16 protein-coding genes are annotated in these 24,823 nt (G+C 66.1%); 6 read left to right on the forward strand and 10 right to left on the reverse strand.

The window, feature by feature from the left end; genetic code table 11:
- Nucleotides 1–26 precede the first annotated feature (26 nt).
- Nucleotides 27–962 carry an alpha/beta hydrolase gene (locus C9412_RS04790; protein WP_107230566.1) on the reverse strand — a complete coding sequence of 312 codons (936 nt, stop codon included), beginning with the start codon at nucleotides 960–962 and terminating at the stop codon, nucleotides 27–29.
- A 25-nt stretch (nucleotides 963–987) separates the two neighbouring features.
- Nucleotides 988–1,905, reverse strand: a complete 918-nt coding sequence (locus C9412_RS04795; protein WP_107230567.1) for an alpha/beta hydrolase — start codon at nucleotides 1,903–1,905, stop codon at nucleotides 988–990.
- A 121-nt stretch (nucleotides 1,906–2,026) separates the two neighbouring features.
- On the opposite strand from C9412_RS04795, the gene C9412_RS04800 reads away from it, so the two are divergent.
- On the forward strand, nucleotides 2,027–3,031 hold the full coding sequence (locus C9412_RS04800) for a LysR family transcriptional regulator (protein WP_107230568.1): 1,005 nt from the start codon (nucleotides 2,027–2,029) through the stop codon (nucleotides 3,029–3,031).
- A gap of 91 nt (nucleotides 3,032–3,122) precedes the next feature.
- On the opposite strand, the gene C9412_RS20980 is transcribed toward C9412_RS04800, so the two are convergent.
- The 5 genes from C9412_RS20980 to C9412_RS04825 form a co-directional block, all read right to left on the reverse strand.
- Entirely contained in the window at nucleotides 3,123–11,984 is an 8,862-nt protein-coding gene (locus tag C9412_RS20980; protein ID WP_107230569.1) for a calcium-binding protein, read from the reverse strand.
- A 224-nt stretch (nucleotides 11,985–12,208) separates the two neighbouring features.
- The gene (locus tag C9412_RS04810; protein WP_107230570.1) at nucleotides 12,209–13,627 is read right to left on the reverse strand and encodes an HlyD family type I secretion periplasmic adaptor subunit; all 1,419 of its coding nucleotides are present in this window, start codon (nucleotides 13,625–13,627) and stop codon (nucleotides 12,209–12,211) included.
- On the reverse strand, nucleotides 13,624–15,795 hold the full coding sequence (locus tag C9412_RS04815) for a type I secretion system permease/ATPase (protein WP_107230571.1): 2,172 nt from the start codon (nucleotides 15,793–15,795) through the stop codon (nucleotides 13,624–13,626). The genes C9412_RS04810 and C9412_RS04815 overlap by 4 nt, the downstream gene beginning before the upstream one ends.
- 232 nt (nucleotides 15,796–16,027) lie before the next feature.
- Complete coding sequence (locus C9412_RS04820) at nucleotides 16,028–18,676, reverse strand: excinuclease ABC subunit UvrA (RefSeq protein ID WP_107230572.1); 2,649 nt, start codon at nucleotides 18,674–18,676, stop codon at nucleotides 16,028–16,030.
- Between the two features lie 141 nt (nucleotides 18,677–18,817).
- Nucleotides 18,818–19,249 (reverse strand): BLUF domain-containing protein, encoded by a 432-nt coding sequence (locus C9412_RS04825; RefSeq protein ID WP_107230573.1) that lies wholly within the window; start codon nucleotides 19,247–19,249, stop codon nucleotides 18,818–18,820.
- A 169-nt stretch (nucleotides 19,250–19,418) separates the two neighbouring features.
- On the opposite strand from C9412_RS04825, the gene C9412_RS04830 reads away from it, so the two are divergent.
- From C9412_RS04830 to C9412_RS04845, 4 genes are all read left to right on the forward strand, one after another.
- Nucleotides 19,419–19,664 carry a hypothetical protein gene (locus tag C9412_RS04830; protein WP_107230876.1) on the forward strand — a complete coding sequence of 82 codons (246 nt, stop codon included), beginning with the start codon at nucleotides 19,419–19,421 and terminating at the stop codon, nucleotides 19,662–19,664.
- A 90-nt stretch (nucleotides 19,665–19,754) separates the two neighbouring features.
- Complete coding sequence (locus C9412_RS04835) at nucleotides 19,755–20,006, forward strand: hypothetical protein (protein WP_107230574.1); 252 nt, start codon at nucleotides 19,755–19,757, stop codon at nucleotides 20,004–20,006.
- Nucleotides 20,007–20,521: 515 nt separating this feature from the next.
- Nucleotides 20,522–20,878 carry a hypothetical protein gene (locus C9412_RS04840; protein WP_107230575.1) on the forward strand — a complete coding sequence of 119 codons (357 nt, stop codon included), beginning with the start codon at nucleotides 20,522–20,524 and terminating at the stop codon, nucleotides 20,876–20,878.
- Complete coding sequence (locus C9412_RS04845; protein WP_107230576.1) at nucleotides 20,879–21,352, forward strand: hypothetical protein; 474 nt, start codon at nucleotides 20,879–20,881, stop codon at nucleotides 21,350–21,352. It abuts the gene before it with no gap.
- A gap of 17 nt (nucleotides 21,353–21,369) precedes the next feature.
- On the opposite strand, the gene C9412_RS04850 is transcribed toward C9412_RS04845, so the two are convergent.
- The 3 genes from C9412_RS04850 to C9412_RS04860 all read right to left on the reverse strand — a co-directional run bounded on the left by C9412_RS04850 (nucleotide 21,370) and on the right by C9412_RS04860 (nucleotide 24,105).
- A complete protein-coding gene (locus C9412_RS04850; RefSeq protein WP_107230577.1) occupies nucleotides 21,370–22,185 on the reverse strand; it encodes a trypsin-like serine protease in 816 nt (271 codons plus the stop codon).
- A 136-nt stretch (nucleotides 22,186–22,321) separates the two neighbouring features.
- Nucleotides 22,322–23,191 (reverse strand): methylenetetrahydrofolate reductase, encoded by an 870-nt coding sequence (locus C9412_RS04855; RefSeq protein ID WP_107230578.1) that lies wholly within the window; start codon nucleotides 23,189–23,191, stop codon nucleotides 22,322–22,324.
- On the reverse strand, nucleotides 23,191–24,105 hold the full coding sequence (locus tag C9412_RS04860) for a LysR family transcriptional regulator (RefSeq protein ID WP_107230579.1): 915 nt from the start codon (nucleotides 24,103–24,105) through the stop codon (nucleotides 23,191–23,193). The genes C9412_RS04855 and C9412_RS04860 overlap by 1 nt, the downstream gene beginning before the upstream one ends.
- A gap of 75 nt (nucleotides 24,106–24,180) precedes the next feature.
- On the opposite strand from C9412_RS04860, the gene msuE reads away from it, so the two are divergent.
- On the forward strand, nucleotides 24,181–24,771 hold the full coding sequence (msuE, locus tag C9412_RS04865) for an FMN reductase (RefSeq protein ID WP_107230580.1): 591 nt from the start codon (nucleotides 24,181–24,183) through the stop codon (nucleotides 24,769–24,771).
- Nucleotides 24,772–24,823: the final 52 nt, after the last annotated feature.

Genomic DNA, 24,823 nt, shown 5'->3' on the forward strand with positions numbered 1-24,823 from the left:
GTGCTGATTGACGACCTGCCGACCGGTCAGAGATGGGCCTTGAAGAACGGAACCACCTGGGCCATCGCGATCGCGACCGGTTCCGGCTTGTCGTACAGGTCGTAGTGCGACCAGCCTTCGGCCACCACGATCTGCTTGTGCTCGGACGCGGCGCGGCCGTAGATCTCCCAGCCATCGCGATAGGCGCCGAAGCCGCCGGGCTTGTCACCGATCACCACCATCAGCGGCTGGGTCAGCAGCACCTCGGCATTGAGGAAGGCATCCCAGCCCATCGCCGCGCCGCTGAAGGACATCAGCTGGCGAGTGGCGCCGTTGGGCTGTTGGCCGCGTGCGGTCTTGTAGTACTCGGTGGCCTCCAGCACATCGATATCCGTGATGCCCGCAGCCCTGCCCGCTTCCACCGATTCCGGCAACAGGTTGGCGACATCACGCGCAGCGCCCTGCGCCTGGGCGCTGCGCATGCTGGCGATGTTGGCCGCCAGCTCGCGCGGCTTGAACTGCGCGAAGCCCTCGCGGATCAGCCGGCCGTAGTTCACGCCGGTGATGGACACCAGCGCCTGCAGGCGATGGTCGGTGATGCCGGCGTGGATGGTGTAGGCTCCGCCGCCGCAGACGCCGATGGCACCGATGCGACCCGCATCCACATACGGCAGCGACTGCAGGTAATCCACCGCGAAACGGATATCCGAAACGCGGATCGCCGGATCTTCAATGAAACGCGGCTCGCCGCCGCTGGCACCCTGGAAACTGGCGTCGTGCACCAGCACCACGAAGCCCTGCTCGGCCAGGCCCTTGGCGTAGACATTACCGGCCGTCTGTTCCTTGCAGCTGCCGATGGGATGGGTGCTGACGATGGCCGGGTACTTCCTGGCTTCATCGAAACCGGCCGGCAGGTAGAGATCGGCCGCCGTCTGCCAGCCGAGGTTCGGATAGCTGACGGTCTTGATGGAAATTGTGTTCATGCGTTCTCCTCGTTGGTGGGCTGATCTACTTCAGGCGACTCAGGAAGAACGGTGCCAACACCGAAACCGCTTCTTCCACGAAGTTGGGCACGTCGTACAGCGACATGTGATTCGCCCCCTCAACCACATGCAGGGATTTGTCCGTGCTGGCGGCGCGGGACAGCAGGTCATCGCTCATCCACTTGCTGCCGGCCACGCTGCCGGCCACCGCCAGGATCGGCTGGGTCAGGAACGCTTCGGCCTTGTGGTAGGCGTCGTAGGTGATGATCTGGTTGAGGTTGCGGGTGAGCGCGAAGCCCGGGGCGTTGGGGTGTTCGGCGCGCGGGGTGTGGTAGTACTCCCAGGCTTCGCGCAGCTCGGCATTGGGCGCGTCTTCTTCGCGCAGCGGTGCCAGCGGGATGGTGGCGAACTGGCCCGAAGCGATGTCGGTGCTGCGCGCCTTGGAACCGAAGTCCAGGTAGCCCACGGCATCTGCGTCGTTGACCGTGTTCTCCCAGCCGTTGCGGAACATCTGGCCGATGTTGACCGCGCTCACCATGCCCAGCGCCTTGATGCGGCGGTCGTTGATGGCGGCGTTGGCGCTGTAGCCTGCACCGGCACAGATGCCCATGGCACCGATCCGGTCCGGGTCGACGTACGGCAATGTGGTGAGATAGTCGATGACCGCACTCACGTCTTCGGTGCTGATGTAGGGGTTCTCCAGCTGGCGCGGCTCGCCGGTGCTGGCACCCTGGTAGGAACGATCGAACGCGATCGTGACCAGACCGGCTTCGGCCAGCTTCTTTGCGTACAGGCCGGCCGTCTGTTCCTTCACGCCGCCGCCCGGGTGGGACACCACCACCGCGGGGTAGCTGCGGGACTCGTCAAAGCCTTCGGGGAAGTACAGGGTGGCCGCGGTGGTGACGCCCTGGCCGTTGAGATTCTTGAACGTGACGTTGCGCATGTGCCTGCTCCGCTGTGGGTGTGAGGTGGCCGGTGCTTGTGCCGACGAAGCCCATGCTATTGACCGCATTGGGCCTGATAAATAGTCTTCCGGAGACATGAGCCGTAAGTGGAGCTAAACAATGCCCATCGAGCCCTCTCTGGTCAGCTCGCTGACCTGGTTTGCCCACATCGCCCGGCACCGCAGCTTCACCAAGGCGGCCACCGAGATGGAGATCACCCGCGCCGCTCTCTCCCAGCACCTCAAAGCACTGGAAGAGCGGCTGGACGTCAGGCTGCTGCACCGCACGACCCGCAACATGTCGCTGACCGAAGAGGGGCAGCAGCTGCTGGACGTGCTGCAGCCGGCATTGACCGCCATCGAACGGGCGGTGGGAGAACTGGGCGAGGTGCACGCCGAGCCCTCCGGGGTGATCCGGATGAACTCGTCGCGGGTCGCTTCACGGCTGCTGCTGGAACCGCATATGGGCGAGTTCCTGGCGCGTTATCCCAAACTGCGGCTGGAACTGGTGATGGATGACCGCTTTTCCAACCTGGTGGCCAACGGTCTCGATGCCGGAATCCGGCTTGGCGAGAGCCTGGATGAGCACATGGTGGCCGTTCCCATTACACCGCCCCTGGAGATGGCGATTGTCGGCTCGCCGGCCTACTTCGAGCGGCACGGCCTGCCGCAGAGCCCGGCCGATCTGATCCGGCACAACTGCCTGGCCTACCGCTTCACCTCCAGCGGCACCATCGACCACTGGACGTTCGCGGCGCCAGGCAGCGAGGGTCGAAAGCTGGTGTTCGAGCCGCAGGGCAATGCGGTGTTCAACGACGACGACAGCATGCTGCGCGCCGCGCTGCAGGGTGTAGGGCTGATTCGCCACATCGATCTATGTGTGCGCGAACACCTGGCCAATGGCTCGCTGGTGCGCGTCCTCGCCCCCTGGTGCCGGCCCTTCCCGGGCTTCTTCCTGTACGTGCCGTCACGTGCGCAGATGCCGGCAAAGATCAGGGCACTGATGGACTTCCTGGTTGAACGCCGCGAGCAGCTGGTTGCTCCCCGCCACCCGCGCGCCGCCACCGAGGATCGTCGAGTGAAAAGAAGGCATGGCAGCCGGGGCAGGACGGTGTCGGGTCAATAGCGCAGGCTGAGCAGACGGCACCCCCCACCTGTCCCCCGCCCTTGCCAAGAGCTGCCTGCGGGAGGGCCTCCTGGCCCTCCCGCAGTGGCCATCACAGCAGCAGCTGGCGTACCGCGTTGGCGCTGTAGCGGGGATTCAGGCGCCCCCCCGTCAGTGCGTGACCTTGGGCCAGGCTGGCCTGCGGGTCGTCTTCGCTGCCCAGCGCCAGCTCAGCCCCCTTGCCGCCGAAACTGCCCATGCTGTCCACCAGATGCTGCAGCTCCGCAAGCGATGCGGCGGTGTCGCCTGCCCGGATCGACGACGAGGTGCGCAGCGTCGGTGGTGAGACGTCCTGGGCGGAAGCCTCGGCAAGCGGCGGGGCGACAACCGGCGCCGCGGTCACCGTGGACGGCAGAGTGATGCTGTGGCCGTCATCGAACACGTCCATCGCCTGGACGAAGGCGGAAGCCTCGTCTGCGAGGCTGGGCAACGGCGCATCCAGCGGCGCCGCCGGGCTTGCGGTGGCGCTGGATGCAGCCCGGGCCGCCGGCAGCGGGGTCAGCTGCCCAGCGATGGTGGCGGCCGAGATCGCGTAGCCGCCATCACCCGGCTGGACGAAGCTGATCGCGCGCTCTCCACCGAGGAAGTGGCCGAGCACCCGCATCTGCTTGCTGGCACTGCCATCCACACGGACGATCAGGTCGTCGCCATCGCGGTGGTAAGCCAGGCGCGCGCGGTCGATGCCCTCCAGATACAGCCAATCGGTTCCGCCGCCTGTGTTGTCGATGGTGTCGGCACCGGACGCGTCGGTGTAGAAGTAGGTGTCATTGCCGGTCCCTCCGAACAGCATGTCGTCGCCGTCCTCGCCTACCAGCTGGTCGTCTCCGGCGCCACCGATGAGGATGTCCTTGCCGGAGCCACTGAAGCTGCCGTTGCCGCCGGAGAGGTAGTCATTGCCATCGCCGCCATCAAGCTTGTCGTCGCCGCCCATGCCGAACAGGGTGTCATCACCGGCCAGCCCCTTGATCAGGTCACGGCCGCTGGTGCCGACAATCTGTTCGCCGGCCGCGGTTCCGGTCTTGACCGAGGGGTAATCCGCGTCGTTGCCCATACCGGGGGATCCGCCGCCCGGATTGCTGCCGCCGCCGTTGTTGGAGACCAGCGCATTGATCGCGGCGGTGTTCAGCGCCGAGCCGCTGGCGGGCTGCAGGTAATCCAGGGCGAAGTCGCCGCCCAGGAAATGATCGGTCACCGTCACCCGCTGGCTGGCATTGCCATTGACGGTGATGATCAGGTTGTTGCCATCGCGGGTGAACGCCAGCTGCGCGGTGCCGATGCCGTTCTGGAAAATCAGCCAATCGGTGCCGCCGCCGGTGTTGTTGATCACATCGGTGCCGCCGCCATAGACGTACTGGTCATCACCTGCACCACCGCTCAGGGTGTTGGTGCCGTCCTCGCCACGCAGCGTGTCATTGCCCAGCCCGCCTTCCAGGATGTCGTTGCCCGAGCCGGTGCCGTTGCCACTGCCACCGGCCAGCTGATCGTTGCCGTCGCCCCCCCGCAGCGTGTCATCGCCGCCCATGCCGAACAGGGTGTCGGCACCGCCGAGACCTTCGATCAGGTCCTTGCCGGCGCCACCGACCAGCTGCTCGCCCGCCGCTGTGCCCTGCACCACCTGATCGAAGCCACTGCCGTTGCCGGCAACGATCTGGTTGATCTGCGCAGCCGTCAGGGTGTTGCCTCCGTCGGGCTGCACGAAATCGATTGCCGCGTCGCCGCCGAGGAAGTGATTGAGCACGCGCACTGCCGGCGTGGCGGACTGATCGATGGAGATCAGCAGGTCGTTTCCGTTGCGGGAGAAGCTCAGGCGCTCGCGGCTCACACCAGCGCCGAAGAACAGCGTGTCGCTGCCGCCGCCGGTGTTGTCGACGGTGTCACTGCCGCTGCTGGCATCCACCAGGTAGGCGTCGTTGCCCGAGCCGCCGATCAGCAGGTCGTTGCCCGCACCGCCACTGAGCGTGTCGTTGCCGCCGGCGCCATTGAGCGTGTTGGCGCCCGCATTGCCCGCGATGTAGTTGGCGGCATCATTGCCGGTGCCGGCAATGGCGGCGGTGCCGGTCAGGAACAGGTTTTCCACGTTGGCCGACAGGACGTGGCTTGCCGACGCCTGGACCTGATCGGTGCCCTCGCCCGCCAGTTCGATCACGGAGTCATCGGCGTGGTCCACGATGTAGACGTCATTGCCGGCGCCGCCGCGCAGCTGGTCGGCACCGGCCCCGCCGTCCAGGTAGTCTGCTCCGTTGCCGCCGTGCAGGATGTCCAGGCCAGTGCCACCCCACAGCTGATCGTCGCCATCGGCACCGATCAGGGTGTCGTCGCCATCCATACCCGAAAGTCGATTGGCCGCAGCATTGCCCGTGATCTGATTGGAAAGGCCGTTGCCATTGCCGGTCACGATGCCGGCACCGAGCACCAGGTGCTCCACGTTCGAAGCCAGCACCAGATTGGTTTCGAAGCGCCGTTCGACCGTATCCACGCCCGCATCGAGCTCTTCGATCACACGCTCCTGGGCCGAACCGGTCACGTAGTAGTCGTCGCCCTGCGCGCCCTGCAGCCAGTCGTTGCCGCCGCCACCCTCCATGCGGTTGTTGCCGGCATTGCCAATGAGCTGGTTGTCCAGTGCATTGCCGGTCGCGTTCCAGTGCCCGGTGCCGACCAGTTCGAGATTCTCCACGTTGTCGCCGAGCTGCCAGCTGAGGTCTGCCAGCACCGTATCGATGCCCTCGCCTGCCTGCTCCACGGTCTGGTCCGATACGGAGTCGACGCGGTAGATGTCGTCCCCCAGCCCGCCGACGAGCCGATCGTTGCCGAGTCCTCCGTCGAGCAGGTTGTCACCGTCGGTGCCGATGATCAGGTTGTCCAGCTGGTTGCCGATGCCCTCGACGGCCTGGCCCAGCAGCGTCAGGCCCTCGACCTGCTCGCCCAGCGTGTAGGTGTAGCTCGAGCTTTGTACGGTGTCGTGGCCTTCGCCGGCCAGTTCGATGATCTGCTGGGAGGCGTCGGTGACCACGTAGGTGTCGTCGCCCTGGCCACCGTAGAGACGATCGCCGGGGCCCGCGCCTGTCAGCGTGTCGTTGCCCTGACCGGCATGGATGTCGTCGCGGAACTGGGTGCCGGTGAGGGAGTCCGCCGCGGCGGTGCCGCGGATGACATTGCGCACGCCCAGCGACAGCGACGAGGTGGTGGTCTGGCCCCAGCTGTCCCTGGCGACGATCTGCACCGTGTACTCGCCACCCCCGTTGGGCGGACTGCCGGAGATGACGCCTGTGCTCGCGTCGATGGCCAGCCACTCGGGGCTGCCGTTGCCCAGGCTGAAGGAAAGCGAGTCATCGGCCGCATCGCGGAACATGCCGGCCGGCAGTGCAAGCGTGAAGGCCTCTTCGCCCACCGCCTCATGATCGAAGTAATAGATCAGGGTTTCGGGCGGATTGTTGGTGAACGGCAGCCGATCCAGCCCGCCCTTGCGGATGGTGCCATCGGCGAACACGAATTCGTCGATGCGCTGGCTGAGAACGATGCCCGCATCGCTTTCCTGCCAGTATCCGCTGACGGTGATCCGGTCCGACGGATCCGTACCCACCTGGACCACCAGATCCAGCCCGACCTGCGACCAGGTGATGTCGTCCGGATCGATGCCGGCAGCGAAGATCACACGGTCGCGGGTCGAGACGCCATAGCCCTTGGACTCGATGGTGTCCTGGCCATCACCCCGCGCGTAATGGAAGTCATCGTTGCCGGTGCCGCCTTCCAGGGTGTCGTTGCCGGTGCCGCCATACAGGTCGGCGCCCCCGCTTCCGGCCTGCAGGAGGTCGTTTCCTTCCTCGCCGTACAGGTAGTCGCGGCCGGTGGCGTAGGACGTGTTGAGCTCGCGCTCGCCGCCCACCAGGGTGTCGTTGCCACCGCCACCGCGCAGTTCATTGCTGAAGCCGTTGCCGACCAGTCGGTTGTCGCCGGCATTGCCACGCAGGTTGGCATTGAAGGCGCCTTCGTTGTTGCTGCCGCTGAAGTACAGGTCCAGGCTGAGGTTGTTGCCCAGCGAGAGGTTCTCGACGTTGGCGTAGTCGGCCACGTTGAACCATTGGGTCGCGCTGCTCACTTCGTCGACGTGATCGATGATCACGGTGTCGATGCCTTCCCCGGCATTCTCCACCACCACATCCTTGGCGGTGATGACGTAGGTGTCATCCCCGAGTCCGCCATACAGGTGATTGGCCGCATCGGACGTGCGGCCGACCAGGATGTTGTTGCCGCTGTTGCCCCAGCCGGAGAGCGCGTTGGCGCCCCACAGTTCAAGCCGCTCGATGTTGGCGTGGTCTGCCAGCGAGTAGGACAACGAAGCGCGGATGGTATCGAACGATGCGCCGACACCGGTGTCGGTCTCCACGATGACATCGCCCAGGCTGTCGACGACGTAGATCTCATCGGCAATGCTGCCGATCAGGGTGTCGTTGCCAGCGCCACCGTCCAGCAGGTACAGGCGCTGATCGTGGTTGCCGTTCCAGGGCGCAGGCCCGATCTGGATGGTGTTGTCCAGGTCGTTGCCGACGAACTTGCGTGGGATGTTGACGCGCCACCCGTAGTACTCGGGGTTCTGCCAGTACAGGAAGGTGGAGGCGTAGACGCCCACCAGGTTCTCGACGTTGGCGGTAAGGGTGTAGGAGTAGGACTCCGCATACACGGTGTCGATGCCCTCGCCCGCCAGTTCGATCACCGTATCCGGGCTGGGCGCATCCTGGTAACCGGCACCGACGTAATAACGGTCGTTGCCCGCGCCGCCGCGCAGCACGTCGTACTCTCCGGGGCCGGAGATCGCGTCGTCCCCATACAGCTGGTCGTCACCGTCGCCACCATCGATCTCATCGATGCCGCCGTCGCCGTCCAGCGAATCGTTGCCCGCGCCGCCGAAGATCCGATCATTGCCCGCGCCGCCGAAGATGCGGTCGTCGCCGGCCAGTCCGTGCAGCTCATCGTTGCCGAGCCCGCCCTGCACATTGTTGTTGGCGGCGGTGCCAAGGTAGAGGTCATCGCCGTCGGTGCCGACCCATGCATCGGAGTTGCCCCGGAAATCCTGCGCCGACAACCAGGTGCCATCGGCGAACTGGATGCGATGCGTGCCGTTGGCTGCCGAGAGGAATCCTTCAAGGTAGATGCTGGCGAAGTCGGCGCCCTGCCGGAAGGCGATCATCAGGTCGTCTCCGGAGACCTGGAAGTTGTTGATCATGTCCCGGGTGATCGACGTGCCAAGCTGGATCACATCGCTGCCCGCGTCCGCCTCGCCCAGGTTGAGGATCGAGTCGTAGCCGTCGTAGAAGTTGAAGATGTAGGTGTCGTTGCCGGTGCCACCGTCGAGTACGTCGCCGCCGAGCCCGCCGCTGAGGGTGTCGTTGCCGGCACCGCCGTACAGGAAGTCGTCGCCGGCCAGGCCATGAATGACATCATTGCCGCCACCGCCGTGCAGGTTGTCTGCGTTCTCCGTGCCGACCATCTGGTCGTCGCCCGCGCTGCCCACGCCGGTCGGTGCGGGGATGGACAGCAGCTGCTCGAAGTAGGCCCGATCAAAGACCGTGCCATTGGGCAGCTGCACCGCTGCGGCCATCCCTGCCGCAAAAAATCCGCGCACGACGATGGAGTCGACACCGCTGGCGTGAAGGATGACCAGATCCAGGCCATGGGCCGTATAGGTCAGGTCTTCGGCAGCGATGCTGCTGCCGAAGCTGATGGTGTCCTGGCCTGCGCCTGCATCTTCCAGAACCACCAGGTCGGCGCCGAAGCCGGACTCGAAATGGAAACGGTCGTTGCCTGCGCCGCCGCGCAGAAGATCGTTGCCTGCACCGCCGGTCAGAACATCCTCGCCGTCGCCGCCGGTCAGGTGATCGTTGCCGTCTCCGCCCTGCACATCGTCGTTGCCTGCGTCGCCGTTGAGCATGTCATTGCCGGCACCGCCAAGGACCAGATCATTGCCTTCGGCGGCCGAGATGATGTCATCGCCGTCCTCGCCGTGTAGTTCGTCGTTGCCGATGCCGCCATAGATGCCGTCATCGCCGGCGCCACCGAAGACCAGGTCGCTGCCGTCGTCGCCGTCGATGGTGTCGTTGCCGGCGCCGCCATAGATCGTGTCGTCACCGGCTTCGCCGTCCAGGGTGTCGTTGCCATCGCCTCCATCCAGGACATCATTGCCGACGCCGCCGCCCAGCTTGTCGATGCCTGCGCCACCGCTCAAGCGGTCATTGCCCGCGCCGCCATACAGCTCATCGTTGCCGTGATCGCCACTCAGTACGTCGTCACCGTCCTGGCCGAACAGGCGATCGTCGTCGTTTCCACCGGACAGCGTGTCCTGGCCGTCGCCGCCCTGCAGCTCATCCTTGCCGTCGCCGCCCTGCAGGGTGTCGTTGCCATCCTGGCCGGACAGGAGATCGTCGCCGGTGCCGCCATCGAGGAAGTCATTGCCGCCGTTGCCCTGCAGCTCGTCGTCGCCCGCTTCGCCGTACAGGGTGTCGTTGCCGTGGAAGTCTGCGCCGACATCGCTGAGGGCGCCGTCGCCGAGCAGAATGTCGTTGCCATTACCGCCCCGGATCACGTCGTTGCCGCCCAGGCCGATCACGGTGTCGGCACCTTCGCCTGCATCGATCGTGTCGTTTCCATGCAGCGATCCATCGATCCCGATGGAATCGCCAACGATCATGTCGTTGCCGCTGCCGCCGCGCAGGGTGTCGTTGCCGCCGTCACCGTAGATCTGGTCGTTGCCCTCGCCGCCATCAATGAAGTCATCCCCGGCCACGCCGCCGACGTTGTAGGAGTATCCCAGCCCATAGTCGACACGGTCGCCCTGGAGGATGTCATCGCCTTCACCGCCGTCGATGATGTCGTGGCCTCCCTGCCCGTAGATGCGGTCATTTCCCGCTCCGCCGATCAGGGTGTCGTTGCCCGAGGTATTGGCCTGGCTGGAAATCTGCGTCGCCACGAAATCCCACATGCCGCCGGCGGCAGCGAAGTCATCACCCAGGATGAGATCGTTGTCCTCCTCGCCGCGGATGTAGTCGTTGTCGGCGCCACCGATCAGCAGGTCGTTGCCGGTGCCACCACTGATGTTGTCATCGCCTTCGCCACCGTAGGCGACGTCCGAGCCGTCCCCGGCGTCGATCTCATCGTCGCCACTCGGGCTCACGTTCGAATCGGTTTCGACCCAGGGATCCTGCCCGTTGTCGTAGGTGGCGCTGACCTGGAAGCCGATCAGGTTCTGTGTCGCGTCACCGTTGACCGGCGCGTGACCCTCCATGTGGGTGTACCAGCCCTTGCCGAAATTGAGGACATCGTTGCGTTCGCGCATGTCCTCGTACCAGCCTTCCAGATCGTTCGGCACGGTCCATGCCAGCAGCATTGGAATGCCGAGTAGCACATCGTCTCCCAGTCCGCCGAGAAGACGGTTGCTGCCCGGCCCGCCAAGGATCAGGTCGTTGCCGTGGCCACCGTCGATCCAGTCGTCGCCATAGCCGCCGTCCACGCCATCATTGCCGCCCATCGCGCTGATGATGTCGTTGCCGCTGCGTACTTCATCCGGATCGCCATCGTGGCCGACCTGGTCGTTCTCGTTGGTCAACGCGTACGGATTCTCGGGCGTACCCGGCTGGCCGAGGCCTGGCAGCGTGATGTTCAGCTCGCCATTGGACCAGTTGCGTACGACGATGCGGCCGCCGGTCTCGCGGTGGGTGATGATGAGCGAGGAGGTATCGCCGCTGCCGACCACCTGCAGGCGGAACTTGCGGTCCTGGGTTTCCCAGCCAAGGCCGTCGCGGGAGACATGATTGACCGAGAGATCGCCGATGGCGACGTTGTCGAAGGTGATCTTGCCGATGCCATCGGTATCGACCACGATGTCCTGCGATCCGCCGGCAAAATCGGCCAGGTGGAACTCGTAGGTGTCGAAGCCGGTGCCGCCTTCCAGCCGGTCGGATCCCTTGCCGCCCTCCAGAACGTCATTGCCGGCACCGCCGTTGAGCACGTCGTTGCCTTCATAGCCCTTCAGCAGATCGTTGCCGGCGCCGCCGCTCAGGCGGTCCACGCGCTCGGCACCGTGCAGGCTGTCATTGCCACCTCCGCCGATCAGGATGCTGCCGTTGCCCTGCAGATACTGCGCGCTGAGCTGGTCATCGCCGGAGGTGCCGAAGCTGAGGTAGTCGCCCATGGCGGGCAGGTAGCTGCTGCCGCCGTGCTGGATCTGGAAGACGATGGAATTGTAGGCATCGTCGCGAAGGTCTTCCGGCTCCTTGGCGAATTCGAAGAAGTCCTCGACCAGGTCGTTGGCCATGTTGCCGCCGACGATACCGGCCACCGCGCCGATCACCGCGATGCCGGCAACGATCGGCCAGGAGACCACGCCCGCCGCGACCACCGCGCCGGTCAGCACACCGGTTACGACGGTATTGACGGCGCTGCCTGCAAACACGGCCGCCGCCGCGCTGAAGTCACCGTCGAGCATCTTCTGGATGACGTCGAGGCGGTCCAGTCCCTTGCCCACCACGCCGAAGACCTTTTCCGAGCCGCCCAGCGAGATGTGCTTGCCCTGCTCGTCCAGCGAGCTGATCACACCGCTGGCCAGATCCTTCAGGGTGATGGCCGGCTCCTGGTCTTTGTTGACCAGCGCCAGCTGACGCTGCGTGTCGGCGATCATGCCCTGGCACCACGCCAGCAGATCGGCGTTTCCTTCCAGCTGGAACCGGCTGGCGTAGATGCTCAGCAGCTCGGTATTCTGTTCCAGCACATCCTTGTACATGGCGAGCAGCTGGTCAGGAGGAACTGCACCGGTCCCGTCCGCTGGCCTCACCCGATCCAGCCCGAGCTTCAGGTTGGCCGCAAGGGCCGCTGATATCTCGGTCAGCAGCATCGCCTTTGCATCATTGATCGCATCTGCAGCCATCACCGTTTCCTTTCGTTGATTGGTCGTATCGTCATGTGCAGCGGAGTGCCGAAGCACGCCACCGGAAGAGGAACCCACAGAGCGCTCTGCCGTTCTGCCAGGGTTGGAACAGGAGCCTGCCGAGCGGGGATCCCGCCAGCATCTTCAACAGCGTTTCCACTCGAACAACGAACGCCCTGCGAACCGGATTGCGCGCTTGCGCGCGCGTTCGCTGGAGGCTGGTACTAGCGCTCGCGCAGCCCTTCCCCGGCATGCCGCCGCAAGGGACTGAGCAGGTAGTCGATCACCCGTCGCTTGCCGGTCTTCACCTCGGCGCTGAGCGCCATGCCCGCGCTCATACCCACCACCACGCCATCGATATCCAGGGTGCTGCCATCGAGGCGGATCCGTGCAGGGAAGACCGAGCCCAGGGTTTCGTGTTGGGCCGCGTCGTGCGAGACGCTGACCACGCGCCCGGTCAGATAGCCGTAGCGCGTGTACGGGAAGCTTTCCACCTTTACAACAACGGCCTGCCCGGCGCGGACGAAGCCGATATCCTTGTTGAGGATGGTGGCCTCCACCTCGAGCGACTCCCGAGGCACCACGGCCAGAAGCTCCTGGGCCGGCGTGACCACGCCGCCGACGGTGTGCACGGCCAGCTGCTGCACGGTGCCGGCCACGGGCGCGCGCAGGGTCATCAAGCGGTTGCGCTGCCCAGCCTTGTCCCGTTCTGGCGTTCCCTGTGCGATCTGCTGCTGTGCTTCGCGCAGCTGCTCCAGGAACTGCCGCTTGGATTCGGTGAGCAGCACCCGCAATTCTTCCTGCGCGGTGGCCAGTGAACTTTTCAGCTCACGCAGGCGATTGTGCTGCACGGCAAGATCCCGCTCGGCGCTGATCCGCTCCTGTTCGCGCAGCAGGTAGTCATGGCGCCCAACGTAGTTGCCCTGCACCAGCCGCGCATAGTCCTCCGCACGCACCTTGGTGATCCGTGCAAGCTCGGCCATCGGCGCGATGGCCTCGGAGGTGGTCTGGATCTCCGCCGCCCGCTGGTCGATGGTCGCCTGCAACCTGAGCCGGTTGGCCTGCAGCGCGTCGAACTGGCTCAGCAGCAGCTGCTGCTCGGCGGTGCGTCGTGCATCGGCGATCCCTTCGGCCTGCGGCAGTTGTGGTCGCTGCCCCGAGGACATCGCCTCGATCATCGCGGCCAGCCGCAGTGCGGTCATGCGTGATTCTGTCAGCGCCGCGTCCACCTGGCTCAGCTCTGCGCCGCTGGCGGTGGTATCCAGTTCGATCAGCGGCTGCCCGGCCGCGACCTGCTGACCGTCGCGCACCAGAATACGCCGCACAACGGCCGTCTCCAGCGGCTGCACGATCTTGGTGCGCGAGTCAGCCACCATCCTTCCGGGCGCCACCGCCACGATGTCCAGCTTGCCCAGGCAGGCCCAGAGCAGCGCGATGCAGAAGAAGGCAATGATGATCCAGGCCGTCCAGCGCGCTGTCGGCGAGACGGGGGTCTCGATCAGCTCCAGGTGAGCGGGCAGGAACTCGCGCTCCGCCCGCTGGCGCGCCGGCGTCTGGTGTGCGTGCCGCGCCGCCCAGTGTGCACGGAACGCGCCGTAATAGCGCTGTACGAACGCCGCGCATCCTTCGAGCACGTGTTTCATGGCGTGCCCGCCTGGAGGGTGTGCAGCCGCTGGTAGGCGCCGCCGGGGCGATCAACCAGCTCGGCGTGGCTGCCGGACTCGACGATGCGGCCCTTCTCCACCACCACGATCCGGTCGGCATGGCGGACCGTGGACAATCGGTGCGCAATGATCAGCACGGTACGGCCCTTGCAGATGGCCTGCATGTTGCGCATCACGGCATGCTCCGATTCGTAGTCCAGTGCGCTGGTGGCCTCGTCCAGGATCAGGATGCGTGGCTCGGTGATCAACGCACGGGCGATGGCCACCCGCTGCCGCTGCCCACCGGAGAGTCCGGCGCCGTGCTCACCGACAATCGTGTCGTAGCCTTCGGGCAGCGCGACGATGAAGTCATGCGCACCGGCCAGCGTCGCGGCGCGGATCACACGCTCCAAGGGCACTCCCGGGTCGGCCAGGGCAATGTTGTCGCGGATGCTGCGGTTGAACAGGAAGTTCTCCTGCAGCACCACTCCCAGCTGGCGGCGCAGCCATGCCGGATCGGCAAGCGCCAGGTCGTGCCCATCGATGAGTACGCGGCCACGCTCGGGAATGTAGAGCCGCTGCACCAGCTTGGTCAGCGTGCTCTTGCCCGAGCCCGATCGGCCGACGATACCGATGACCTCACCGGGCTTGATCTCCAGATCGATGCCATCCAGGACCTGGGGGGCTTCGGGCCGGTAACGGAACTGCACGCGCTCGAAGCTGATGCCGCCCTGGATCGGCGGCAGGGCCGCGCGGCTGCCCGGCAGTTCGGTACGGGTGTTGAGGATGTCGCCCAGCCGCTCCACGGAAATGCCCACCTGCTGGAAGTCCTGCCAGAGCTGGGCCAGCCGGATGATCGGCGCGGCCACCTGGCCGGACAGCATGTTGAACGCGATCAACTGGCCCAGTGACAGCTTTCCCTCCAGTACCTGCTTGGCACCGAAGAACAGGATTGCCACCCCCACCAGCTTCTGCACCAGCTGGACGCTCTGCTGCCCCACCGTGGCGGCACGGGTGACACCGAAGCTGGCGTTGACATACCCCGCCAGCTGGTTGTCCCAGGTGCGTGTGGCCTGCGGGTCAACGGCCATCGCCTTGACCGTCCCTATGCCGCTGACCGTTTCGACCAGGAAGGACTGGTTGTCAGCCCCCCGCGCGAACTTGTCCTGCAACCGCCGGCGAAGAACCGGCGTGATGCCCGCAGAGATCAGCGCGTAGACCGGCAACGAAAGCACCACGATCAGGGTCAGCCAGCCGCTGTACCAGAACATGACGGCGAGGAACACAACGGTGAACAGCAGGTCCAGTACCGATGTCAGCGCATTGCCGGTCAGGAATCCCCGGATGTTCTCCAGTTCGCGCACGCGCGCGATGGTGTCGCCGACCCTGCGCGATTCGAAATAGGCCAGCGGCAGCGTCATGACATGCCGGAACAGCCGTGCGCCCAGCTCAACATCGATCTTGCTGCTGGTGTGCGCGAAGACATAGGTGCGCAGGCCGCTGAGCACCACTTCGAAAAGCGCCATGCACACCAGCCCGATGGCGATCACGTCCAAGGTGGTCAGGCCGTTGTGGACCAGAACCTTGTCCATCACCACCTGGAAGAAAAGTGGCGTGACCAGTGCGAACAGCTGGATGAAGAGGGAGACGATGAACACCTCCGCCAGCATCCTGCGGTACTTGATGATTGCAGGAATGAACCAGGTGAAATCGAAGCGTGCCAGCTGCCCCAGCACCGAGGCCCGTGATGCCACCTGCAGCAGCGTGCCGGCGTAGCATGCGTCCAGTTCGTCGAGGGTCATCTGGCGCGGGCGCCGTTGCGCCAGGTCATGGATCAGCACCTCTTCGCCGTGGATGCGTGCGATGAGGAATGCCTGCCCCGATGTGTCCCATGCCAGTGCGGGAAGGCTGACCATTGGCAGGCGCGCAATGGGTATCCGCGCGACGCTGGCCTTCAGGCCCAGCTGGCGCGCTGCCAGTAGCAGGGTGGTTTGGTCGAAGGACTCACCGCTGGCCGCGAACGCGTGCGACAACTGCCCCGCGTCTGCCGCTACGCCATGGTACTGCGCAAGCAGCACCAGTCCGCGCAGGCCTAGATCGACCGTATCCTGGGAAGCGCCCCCTCTCTCCCCGTCCGCGACCGCAAGGGCCGCATGTGCCTGGTTCATAACATCCCTGCTATGGGCTCACCCCTGAGCCTGCCGCGGACTATCACGAAGCCGCTGGGGAATGTCAATTGCCTCACGAATTGCGTGATGGCGCGCACGGTTGGCGCGCTCCCGGACGGTCTCAAACGCCACGAATGAGGGTGGAGGGCGACCCGCGCGCGCAGCCACGATGCTGCCCGGCTGGCGCGGGGCACGCTGGTGATGAGGGGTTATAGCCGAGCGTGGCTCGGCTCTACAGAGCAGGCAGCTCGCGCGCGAGGAAGGGGGCGGTTCGGCTGCCTTTCGCGCGGGCGAGCTGCTGCGGCGTTCCCTTCGCCACGATGGTGCCACCAGCACTGCCTGCGCCCGGCCCTACGTCAATCACCCAGTCGGCCTGGGCGACCGCGCGCATGTCGTGCTCGATCATCACCACCGTGTTTCCCGCGTCCACCAGCCGTTGCAGCTGCACCAGCAGCCTGTCCGCGTCCGAGGCGTGCAGGCCGGTGGTGGGTTCGTCCAGCACGTAAAGCGTGCGCCCGCGCTGGCTGCGCTGCAGTTCGGTGGCCAGCTTGATGCGTTGCGCCTCACCGCCGGAGAGTTCGGTAGCCGGCTGGCCCAGCCGCAGATAGCCCAGGCCGATCTCCTGCAGCAGCTGCAGCGGCCGGGCGATGGGCTCTTCCTCGATGAAGAATGCCTGCGCCTGGTCCACCGTCATCTGCAGGACCTCGGCGATGTTGCGGTCGTTCCACAGCACCTTCAGCGTGGCTTCGTTGTAGCGGGCGCCGAGGCAGGTGGGGCATGGCGCATAGACGCTGGGCATGAACAGCAGCTCGACGCTGACAAAGCCCTCGCCTTCGCAGGTCTCGCATCGGCCCTTGGCCACGTTGAACGAGAAGCGACCGGCATCGAAGCGGCGCCGGCGCGCGGCCGGGGTGGCGGCGAACAGCTTGCGCACGTGGTCGAACAGGCCGGTATAGGTGGCCAGATTGGAGCGCGGCGTGCGGCCGATCGGCTTCTGGTCCACCTGCACCACCCGCTGGATGGCGTCCACGTCGCCTGCCAGCTGGCCGCGTGTCGCTTCAATGACGGTGGGGCCTTCGGCAGGCGCGTTCTCCGCGCTGTCGTCCGCCGGCTCGTGGCCCAGGTGCAGCAGCATCAGCTCCGGCAGCGCCTGTGCCATCAGGCTGGATTTGCCTGAACCTGAAATGCCGGTCACTGCGGTCAGCAGCCCCAGCGGCACCTGCGCATCCACGCCCTTCAGGTTGTGGCGGTGGATGCCTTTCAGTTCCAGCCAGCTGGCGGCGCTGCGCTGGCGGCTGACCGCTGCCGGCACCTGGTCGAACAGGTACAGGGCGGTGCGCGAATCCTGCACCTGACGCAGGCCATCGGGCGTGCCGCTGTACAGCACGCGCCCTCCCCGTTCTCCGGCTTCGGGCCCCACATCCACCAGCCACTGCGCGCGGCGCATCAGTTCCAGATCATGTTCGACCACGAACACCGAGTTGCCGCCATCACGCAGGCGGTCCAGCGCGTCGTACAGCGCCTGGCTGTCGGCCGGATGCAGGCCCGCAGAAGGTTCATCGAGCACATACAGCACGCCAAACAGCAGCGAGCTGAGCTGGGTGGCCAGCCGCAGCCGCTGCAGTTCGCCGGCCGAGAGCGTTGGCGTGGCGCGATCCAGCGAGAGGTAACCCAGGCCCAGCGCACGCAGGTGCCGTACGCGCGCCATCACCCCTTCGGCCAGCCGTTGTGCCGCCAGCCGCTTCTCTTCCGACAGGGCCGACGTCAGCCGCACGTCGGGGGCCGCCGCATGGACGGCGCGGCCACTGGCGGCCCGCGCGGCGCGGTCGCGACGTGTGGCGCTGCCGCTGGCGCGTGCGCCTTGGCGCTGCGCGCTGAAGTCACCCTGCGCGATGGGTTCCAGCAGATCAGCCAGTTGATCCAGCGGCAGCCGCATGAACTCACCGATATCCACGCCGGCAAAGGTGACCGAGAGTGCTTCCGGCTTCAGGCGCTTGCCATGGCAGGCCGGGCACAGCTTGCCTTCCATGTAGCGCGAGACCCGCTTGCGCATCAGCGCGCTCTGGGTGTTGGCAAAGGTGTGCAGCACGTAGCGACGCGCGCCGGTGTAGGTACCCATGTAGCTGGGTTCGAGCTTCCGCTTGAGCGCGGCGCGGGTCTCGGCAGGTGTGAAGCCGGCATAGACCGGCACGCTCGGCGTCTCCTCGGTGAACAGGATCCACTCGCGGTCCTTCTTCGGCAGCTTCTTCCACGGCACGTCGATGTCGTAGCCCAGCGTGACCAGGATGTCGCGCAGGTTCTGCCCGTGCCATGCCGGCGGCCACGACGCGATGGCGCGCTCGCGGATGCTCAGCGACGGGTCCGGCACCATCAAGGCCTCGGTCACCTCATAGACATGCCCCAGCCCGTGGCAGGTACTGCAGGCGCCCTGCGGCGTGTTGGGCGAAAAATCCTCGGCGTACAGCATCGGCTGGTGGGCCGGGTACGCGCCGGCGCGCGAATACATCATGCGCACCAGGCTGGACAGCGTGGTGACGCTGCCCACCGATGAGCGTGCATTGCTGGCACCGCGCTGCTGCTGCAATGCCACCGCGGGCGGCAGCCCGTCGATGGCATCCACATCGGGCACGCCGGCCTGGTCGATCAGGCGCCGGGCATAGGGCGCGACCGATTCGAAGTAGCGCCGCTGCGCCTCGGCGAACACAGTGCCGAACGCCAGCGAGGATTTGCCGGAACCGGAGACCCCGGAGAACACCACCAGCGCGTTGCGCGGTATGGAGACATCAACGTTATTGAGGTTGTGCTCGCGCGCGCCGCGCACCTCCACGCAGCCGCTCGCTGCGGCGGCACATGACGATTCACCAAAGGGGATGTGGGACATCTTTGCGATCCTGCAGGCAGTGAGCGACGCGCACCTGTGCGCGCCCAGAGCTGTATTCTCGCTGCTGCAGGGTGAATGTGGGTGATGGGAATGATCGCGTGACGCGCACCGCGTCACGCCCGACCCTGATCCGCGTGTCGGCTAGGCGGCCTGCACGTGTGGCGCCACGGCGGCCGCCAGTACATCGATACCCCACACCGAACCTGCGATGTCTTCCGGTTCGCTGATCTTGAAGCGCGACCAGTCGGCCCTGGCCAGCCTGCCCACCAGAAGCTGGTCGGCGGGAAGCTGCTGCATCGACCAATAGGGAAACTGCCGGGTTGAAACACGGCCTCGCGCCAGCTCGACAATGCCGGTGTGGCTGTTCGATTGCAGGACACGCTCATACACGCTGGCGACCCCGTCTTCGGGGCCTTCGAAGTACTGCACGAATCGAACGCCATCGTGCAGCAGCACGCCGGTCACGCCGGCAACCTTGTTGAACCTCGCCGCATCGGCGACCAGCGCTTCCAGATGTTCAATCGAAAGACCTACGGCTACTTCACTTGCATATACAACGGCCCGGATGGGCATGGTCTTCGCCTTGGATAAGCAGTGCCACGTCGGCACGCACTCACACTCTAGCATCCCGTTCAAGATGCACCCCGGCGCCGCATTCTTAACTCTTCAGAATTCACCCGGCCCTGGGTCGCGTGCCAGCAGGCATGATGGGCGCCCCACGTTCAGGGCTTTGTTCATCTTCATGCGTGACATCGGACAGTTCTATGTAACAAGCGTCGAAGGAGTGACACGTGCAGATGGCACCCTGCTGCAGGTCACCCGCATTGATTGCGCCTGCCTGAAATGCTCCAGGCAGTTCCGCGCCATTCCCGGCCACGGGCTGGTCGACCTCGATGGGGCGGCTGCGCTCAGCTGCCCGGGCTGCGGCAATCACCAATCGGTCAGCCGTGCCAGGCTTGAGGAATTCAGTTCGCGTGGTGGTGACTGAATCCGGTTCCACCTCGCCTCAACACCGCATCAACGCTCCTGCCATCTGCCCGGCCCTATCTTTCTGCTGTAGACCTAATCTGGCGTTCCGATGAGTCATACCGGCATTTTCAAGATCACCAACCTCACCTACCGGCTGGGCGCAGAGGGCGGGTTGGCCCGTGCGCTGCAGATTGAAGCCACCTGCACGGCCTGCGGGGCGGCCAGTGTCTGGAGCGAGCAGGACATGGAGCATGTGGCTGGGGGCACCGTGCTGGCCTGCCCTGCCTGTGGCACGCGGCAGGCGATCAGCAACGCCGGCCTCGTGAGCTGCCCGCCAGACATGCGCCATCCCCAGCGTTGACCGGACCGACAGGCTTCACGCGCCACGTGAGCAATTGGCTCCGCGCGCAGCACCGCGATGGCGACGCAGATGCGACAACGTGTCGTATATGACACCTTCCGCGCCCCGCGCCTTGGGCTGAAAGGCACTTAGGACCTACCCGCTGCCTACTGCCGGCATCCCTTGCAGGGCAAGCCTCTCGCGCGCTTTCGCGGTGTGCGACAATGCAGAAAGCGTCAAGTTCTGTGACGGCATTGCCCTCACGGCCTTGGCTTCCTGCACAACTGGGCGTATTCCTTTCTGTGCCACCAAAAACGGGTGGCCGGGATTCGAAACCCCGGTTGTGTGGATGTAGTTAGCGCTTGCCAGCCGGCACCGCCCTGTGCGGTGTCGGCTGGCAATCCGTCGGCCGGCTATGGCGGGCGGTGCGTGGAGGCCTTGAGCCTGCCCGGTCATCCACACACGGGGTTTCGAACCACGCATCGTCCGCCACCTTTATCGGTGGCGGCTTCTGCCTGCACGCAAGGAGCCCCGCCATGACCACGCCGCACTCCCCTGCCCCACACCCGATCCACGACCCGCCTGCGAATGGGCCCGCGCCGGACGCGAACACGCTCATCGCCCTGCTGCACAGCATTGGCGCAGGCGCGGCCTCCGATGGCCAGCCGTGGCCAGAGCGCCATCAGCTGCCCGGGCGGCGTATCGCCCTTGCGGACACCGACTGCTCGTTGGCGGGTCTGCGGGTGGTGATGGAGATTCTGCTGGCCGCACAACGCGCCCGCGAGAACGGCGAGTTGGCGCAGTACGTCGGCCCCCGCGTGATGGAGGGCCTGATCATGGCCGGGTTGGGGCTGACCGCGCACGCCAGTACGCGGGTGCGCCCGGAGGTCTGAGTGGTCTGGTTCCGCTGGGCCACCACCGTGCTGAGCCTTGCCGTGGTGGTGGCGGTGCGGCTTCGATGGCCATCGCCGCCCGTGCCCGAGCAGCTCGTGTTCCAGCTCATCTCCGACGATCGCTTCTCGCAGCTGCGCCGCCAGGCAATGCAGTTCGTGGAGGAGCGGCCACGGCAGGGCTTCCAGTTCGTCGATACGCCGAAAGGCGCGCCTTTGCAGATTCACTGCCGGGGCGTTCCGGTGCTGTGGCTGGAACGGCGGCCGCAGCATCTGCTGATGCAGGTATCACTGGATGCCGAGCAGCGGGCGCCGGATGTTCTGCCGTTGCGGGCCTTCCTGCGATGGCAGATGGAGCCGTTGGGCGCGCTGGAACAGATGTCTGCCGGCGTGCCGGAGCCTGTTTTGATGGATCGGGTGATGCAGTGGATGGCAGGTGGTGTGCCGGGGGATGCTCGGTGTGGTGGAGAGCTTTAGCCGAGCATGGCTCGGCTCTACAAAGGGGGCCTCCGGCTCATCACGTTCTCGATCCAGTCGATGTAGCGTGAGACGCGGACGTTGTAGACCATCTGCCCGTAGAAGCCCGCTTCCAGCGCATGCTCGGGCACGGCGGTGATCCACGAGCCCAGGCCCACCAGTTGCGGCTGGTCGCCCACGGTGATCAGCAGCGGACCGCCGCTGTCGCCGCTGCCCAGCACGCCTTCCAGCGGCAGCCCCTGCGGCGGCGCGTCGAAGCGATACCAGAGATAGCGATCATTGCCACCGGTAATGGCATTGTAGGCCCGACGCAACGACGTGCGATGCGACCCACCCGGCACCAGCCCAGTGGCGCCGGTGCCGGTGGCGCCCTTCCCTATCAGCGCGGCAACCTGCCCGGCCTCGCCAGTACCGCGATAGAGATCGACCGGCAGCACATCGTTGACCGGCGCCGCCAGCCTGACCAGCGCGATGTCATCGGAGGTGGCCAGGAACGCATGGATCTTGGACGCGCTGCCGGTGGCCATGGCCTCTTTCCCCAGGTCTTCCGGCAGGCGCTTGAAGCCGGGATGCAGGACGACCCGTTCGACGCCGTAGCTCGTCCCGTTGATAGCCACGGTTGCGCCCATGCCTTCCATCGGCGCCGCATGCGCTGCGGTAAGCACCCAGCGCGGCGCGATCAGAACGCCATGCCCTTCGCCCGGCATGTCGGCCAGTGCCGGGAACGCGGCGGCCTCGATGCGGTAGCGGGCATCGTCAACGTCGTGACGGATCACCACCGCGCCAGCGGCGCAGGGCAATGCGGCAAGGGCCAGCAACAACCATCGGTTCATGGGTCCCTTCCATCTGGCAGTCAGTGCGCGCAGCCTAGCCGAACACGCCGCTGCGGAAGAAGACCTGCGACGAAACGCCTCTGTGGCTGGACGAAGCCCGCAAAAGCGGGCCTCGATTGCGCGTGGGCCAGACTTTTCAGCGGGCGCCTGGGGTGCCACGCTGCCGATACGCGTCGATCCAGTCCAGCGAGGGGGCGATGCCGCCGAACGGGAAGAGGTGTGGACTGACCGGGCCATCGTCGTCGCGCAAGCCCTGCATCAGGCGATCCACGAACGCCTCCGGGCCTGCGGTTCCCAGCAACCGGCCCATCGAAATGCCATAACGGGCCAGCATCGAGGTGCTGGCACCCACGCCGCACATCGTGGCGTAGCGCACCAGCCGCGCAATGCTGGCGGGGCCCGGCACGCCCAGCAGCACCGGATGGCTGATGCCATGGCCACGCAGCGCGTGCAGCCAGGCCAACACCCGGTCGGCATCGAACGCGAACTGGGTGACGATCATCGGCGCCATGCCGCGTGCTTCGATGGCCTGGCATTTGTGCGCCAGCACCTGCCAGCGCTGCGCATCGTCCATCACCGGATGGCCTTCCGGGTGCCCGCCGATGCCGACCGCCTTGATGCCGGCGCGCTCGAGGATGCCGGTCCCGATGATCGAGGCACTGTCTGCGAAGGGGCCGGCGGGCGTGGACAGATCGCCGGCAATCAACAGGCAGCACTCGGCGCCGGCCTCGCTGACGGCGCGGCCGATGAAGTGCTCAAGCGCCGCGCGCGACGGCACGCGACGTGCGGACACATGCGGCATCGGTGCAAAGCCCAGTTCGCGCACCGCGCGCGCCGCGGCCAGCCGTGCCTCGTCGTCTTCGCTGGCCAGATAGGGGATGGAGACCCGCGTGCCGGGTGCGATGCGGGCAGCCTGTTCGCGCAGCGCCGGCAGCGCCTTGGCGCTGACTTCCAATGAAAAGGCGTTGATGAAGGCGTGCGCCCGCGCGGAAAGCCGTGCGGACATCACGCAGCCCCGTGTGCGGCGCGGGCGATGGGCGTGCTGTGGCGGGCCAGCTCGATGAAGGCCTCCAGGTAGTCGATGCCGGTGTCGCTCTGGCGCGCGCCCAGATAGATCTGCTTGGGGATGCCTTTTGCCCCCAGGCGTACCGGCACCACATCCATGCGCGCGGCGTACTCCTCCACCAGCCAGCGTGGCATGGCCGCCACGCCGCGGCCACTGGCCACCATCTGCATCATGATGTCGGTGGTTTCGATGGCCTTGTGCCGCCGTGGGGTGATGCCTGCCGGCAACAGGAACTGGTTGTAGATGTCCAGCCGCTCGAACGGCACCGGGTAGCTGATCAGCACTTCCTGGGCGAGCTGGCGCGGCTTTACATGGTCCACCCTGGCCAGGGCATGGTCCTTGGCCACCACCAGCACCTGTTCGTAATCGAACACCGGAACGAACTTCAGGCCGGGCTTCAGCAACGGATCCGGCGTGACCAGCAGGTCGATCTCATAGCCGAACAAGGCGCCGATGCCGCCGAACTGGAACTTCTGCTTCACGTCCACATCCACATCCGGCCACGCAGCCAGGTAGGGCGAGACGATCTTCAGCAACCACTGGTAGCAGGGGTGGCATTCCATGCCGATGCGCAGCGTGCCGCGCTCGCCCTGGGCGAACTGGCCCAGCCGCTCTTCGGCCAGGTCCAGCTGCGGCAGTACCCGGTTGGCCACGGCCAGCAGGTATTGCCCGGCCTGGGTCAGGCGCAGGCTGCGGCCCTCGCGCAGCCAGATATCGGTGCCCAGCTGCTGCTCGAGCTTCTTCATGCTGTGGCTCAGCGCCGACTGGGTGAGGTTGAGCACGCCGGCGGCGGCGGTGAGCGAGCCCTGCTGCTCGACCTGCTGCACGATGCTCAGGTGGATCCGTTCCAGCATGACGATGAATCCTGCTCATGGATTGGTGAAGTAATACCATTTTACGTCATGCAAGGCGCTGGCTAGCATCGGGTCATGCTTTCGCCCACCCGCCCCCTCCGTACCGTCGCCGTTTCCGGCGGACTCCAGCGCCCGTCGCGCGCCGCCACCCTGTGCGAGCACCTGCTCGATGTGATTGGCGAGCACGTGCCCAGCGACCCGCAGCTGATCGAGCTGGGCCAACTGGCCCCGCAGCTTGCCGGTGTGTTGTGGCGCACACAACTGCCGGACGCCGTGCAGTACGCGCTGGCCAGCGTCGAACAGGCCGATGTGCTGGTGGTGGCCACGCCGGTCTACCGCGGCTCATACACCGGCCTGTTCAAGCACTTCTTCGACTTCGTCGACCAGGATGCGCTGGTCGATACCCCGATCCTGCTGGCCGCCACCGGCGGCAGCGAGCGCCACGCGCTGATGATCGACCACCAGCTGCGGCCGCTCTTCAGCTTCTTCCAGGCCCGCACCCTGCCGCTGGGCGTGTACGCCACCGACCGCGATTTCGCCGACGGCCGGCTGCACAGCCATGCCCTGATCGAGCGGGCGCGGCTGGCCGTTCAGCGGGCGCTGCCGCTGCTGGCGCTGCCGCGCCGTCGCGCGCCAGCCGTGGCCGAAACCTTTGCCACGCTTTGAATGCCGAAGCCCCTCCCCCTTTGCCTTCGGATGCCACCTTGCACCACGGAAC

Origin of the sequence: Stenotrophomonas sp. Nf1, assembly GCF_003028475.1 — a bacterium.
Classification (GTDB): Bacteria; Pseudomonadota; Gammaproteobacteria; order Xanthomonadales; family Xanthomonadaceae; genus Stenotrophomonas.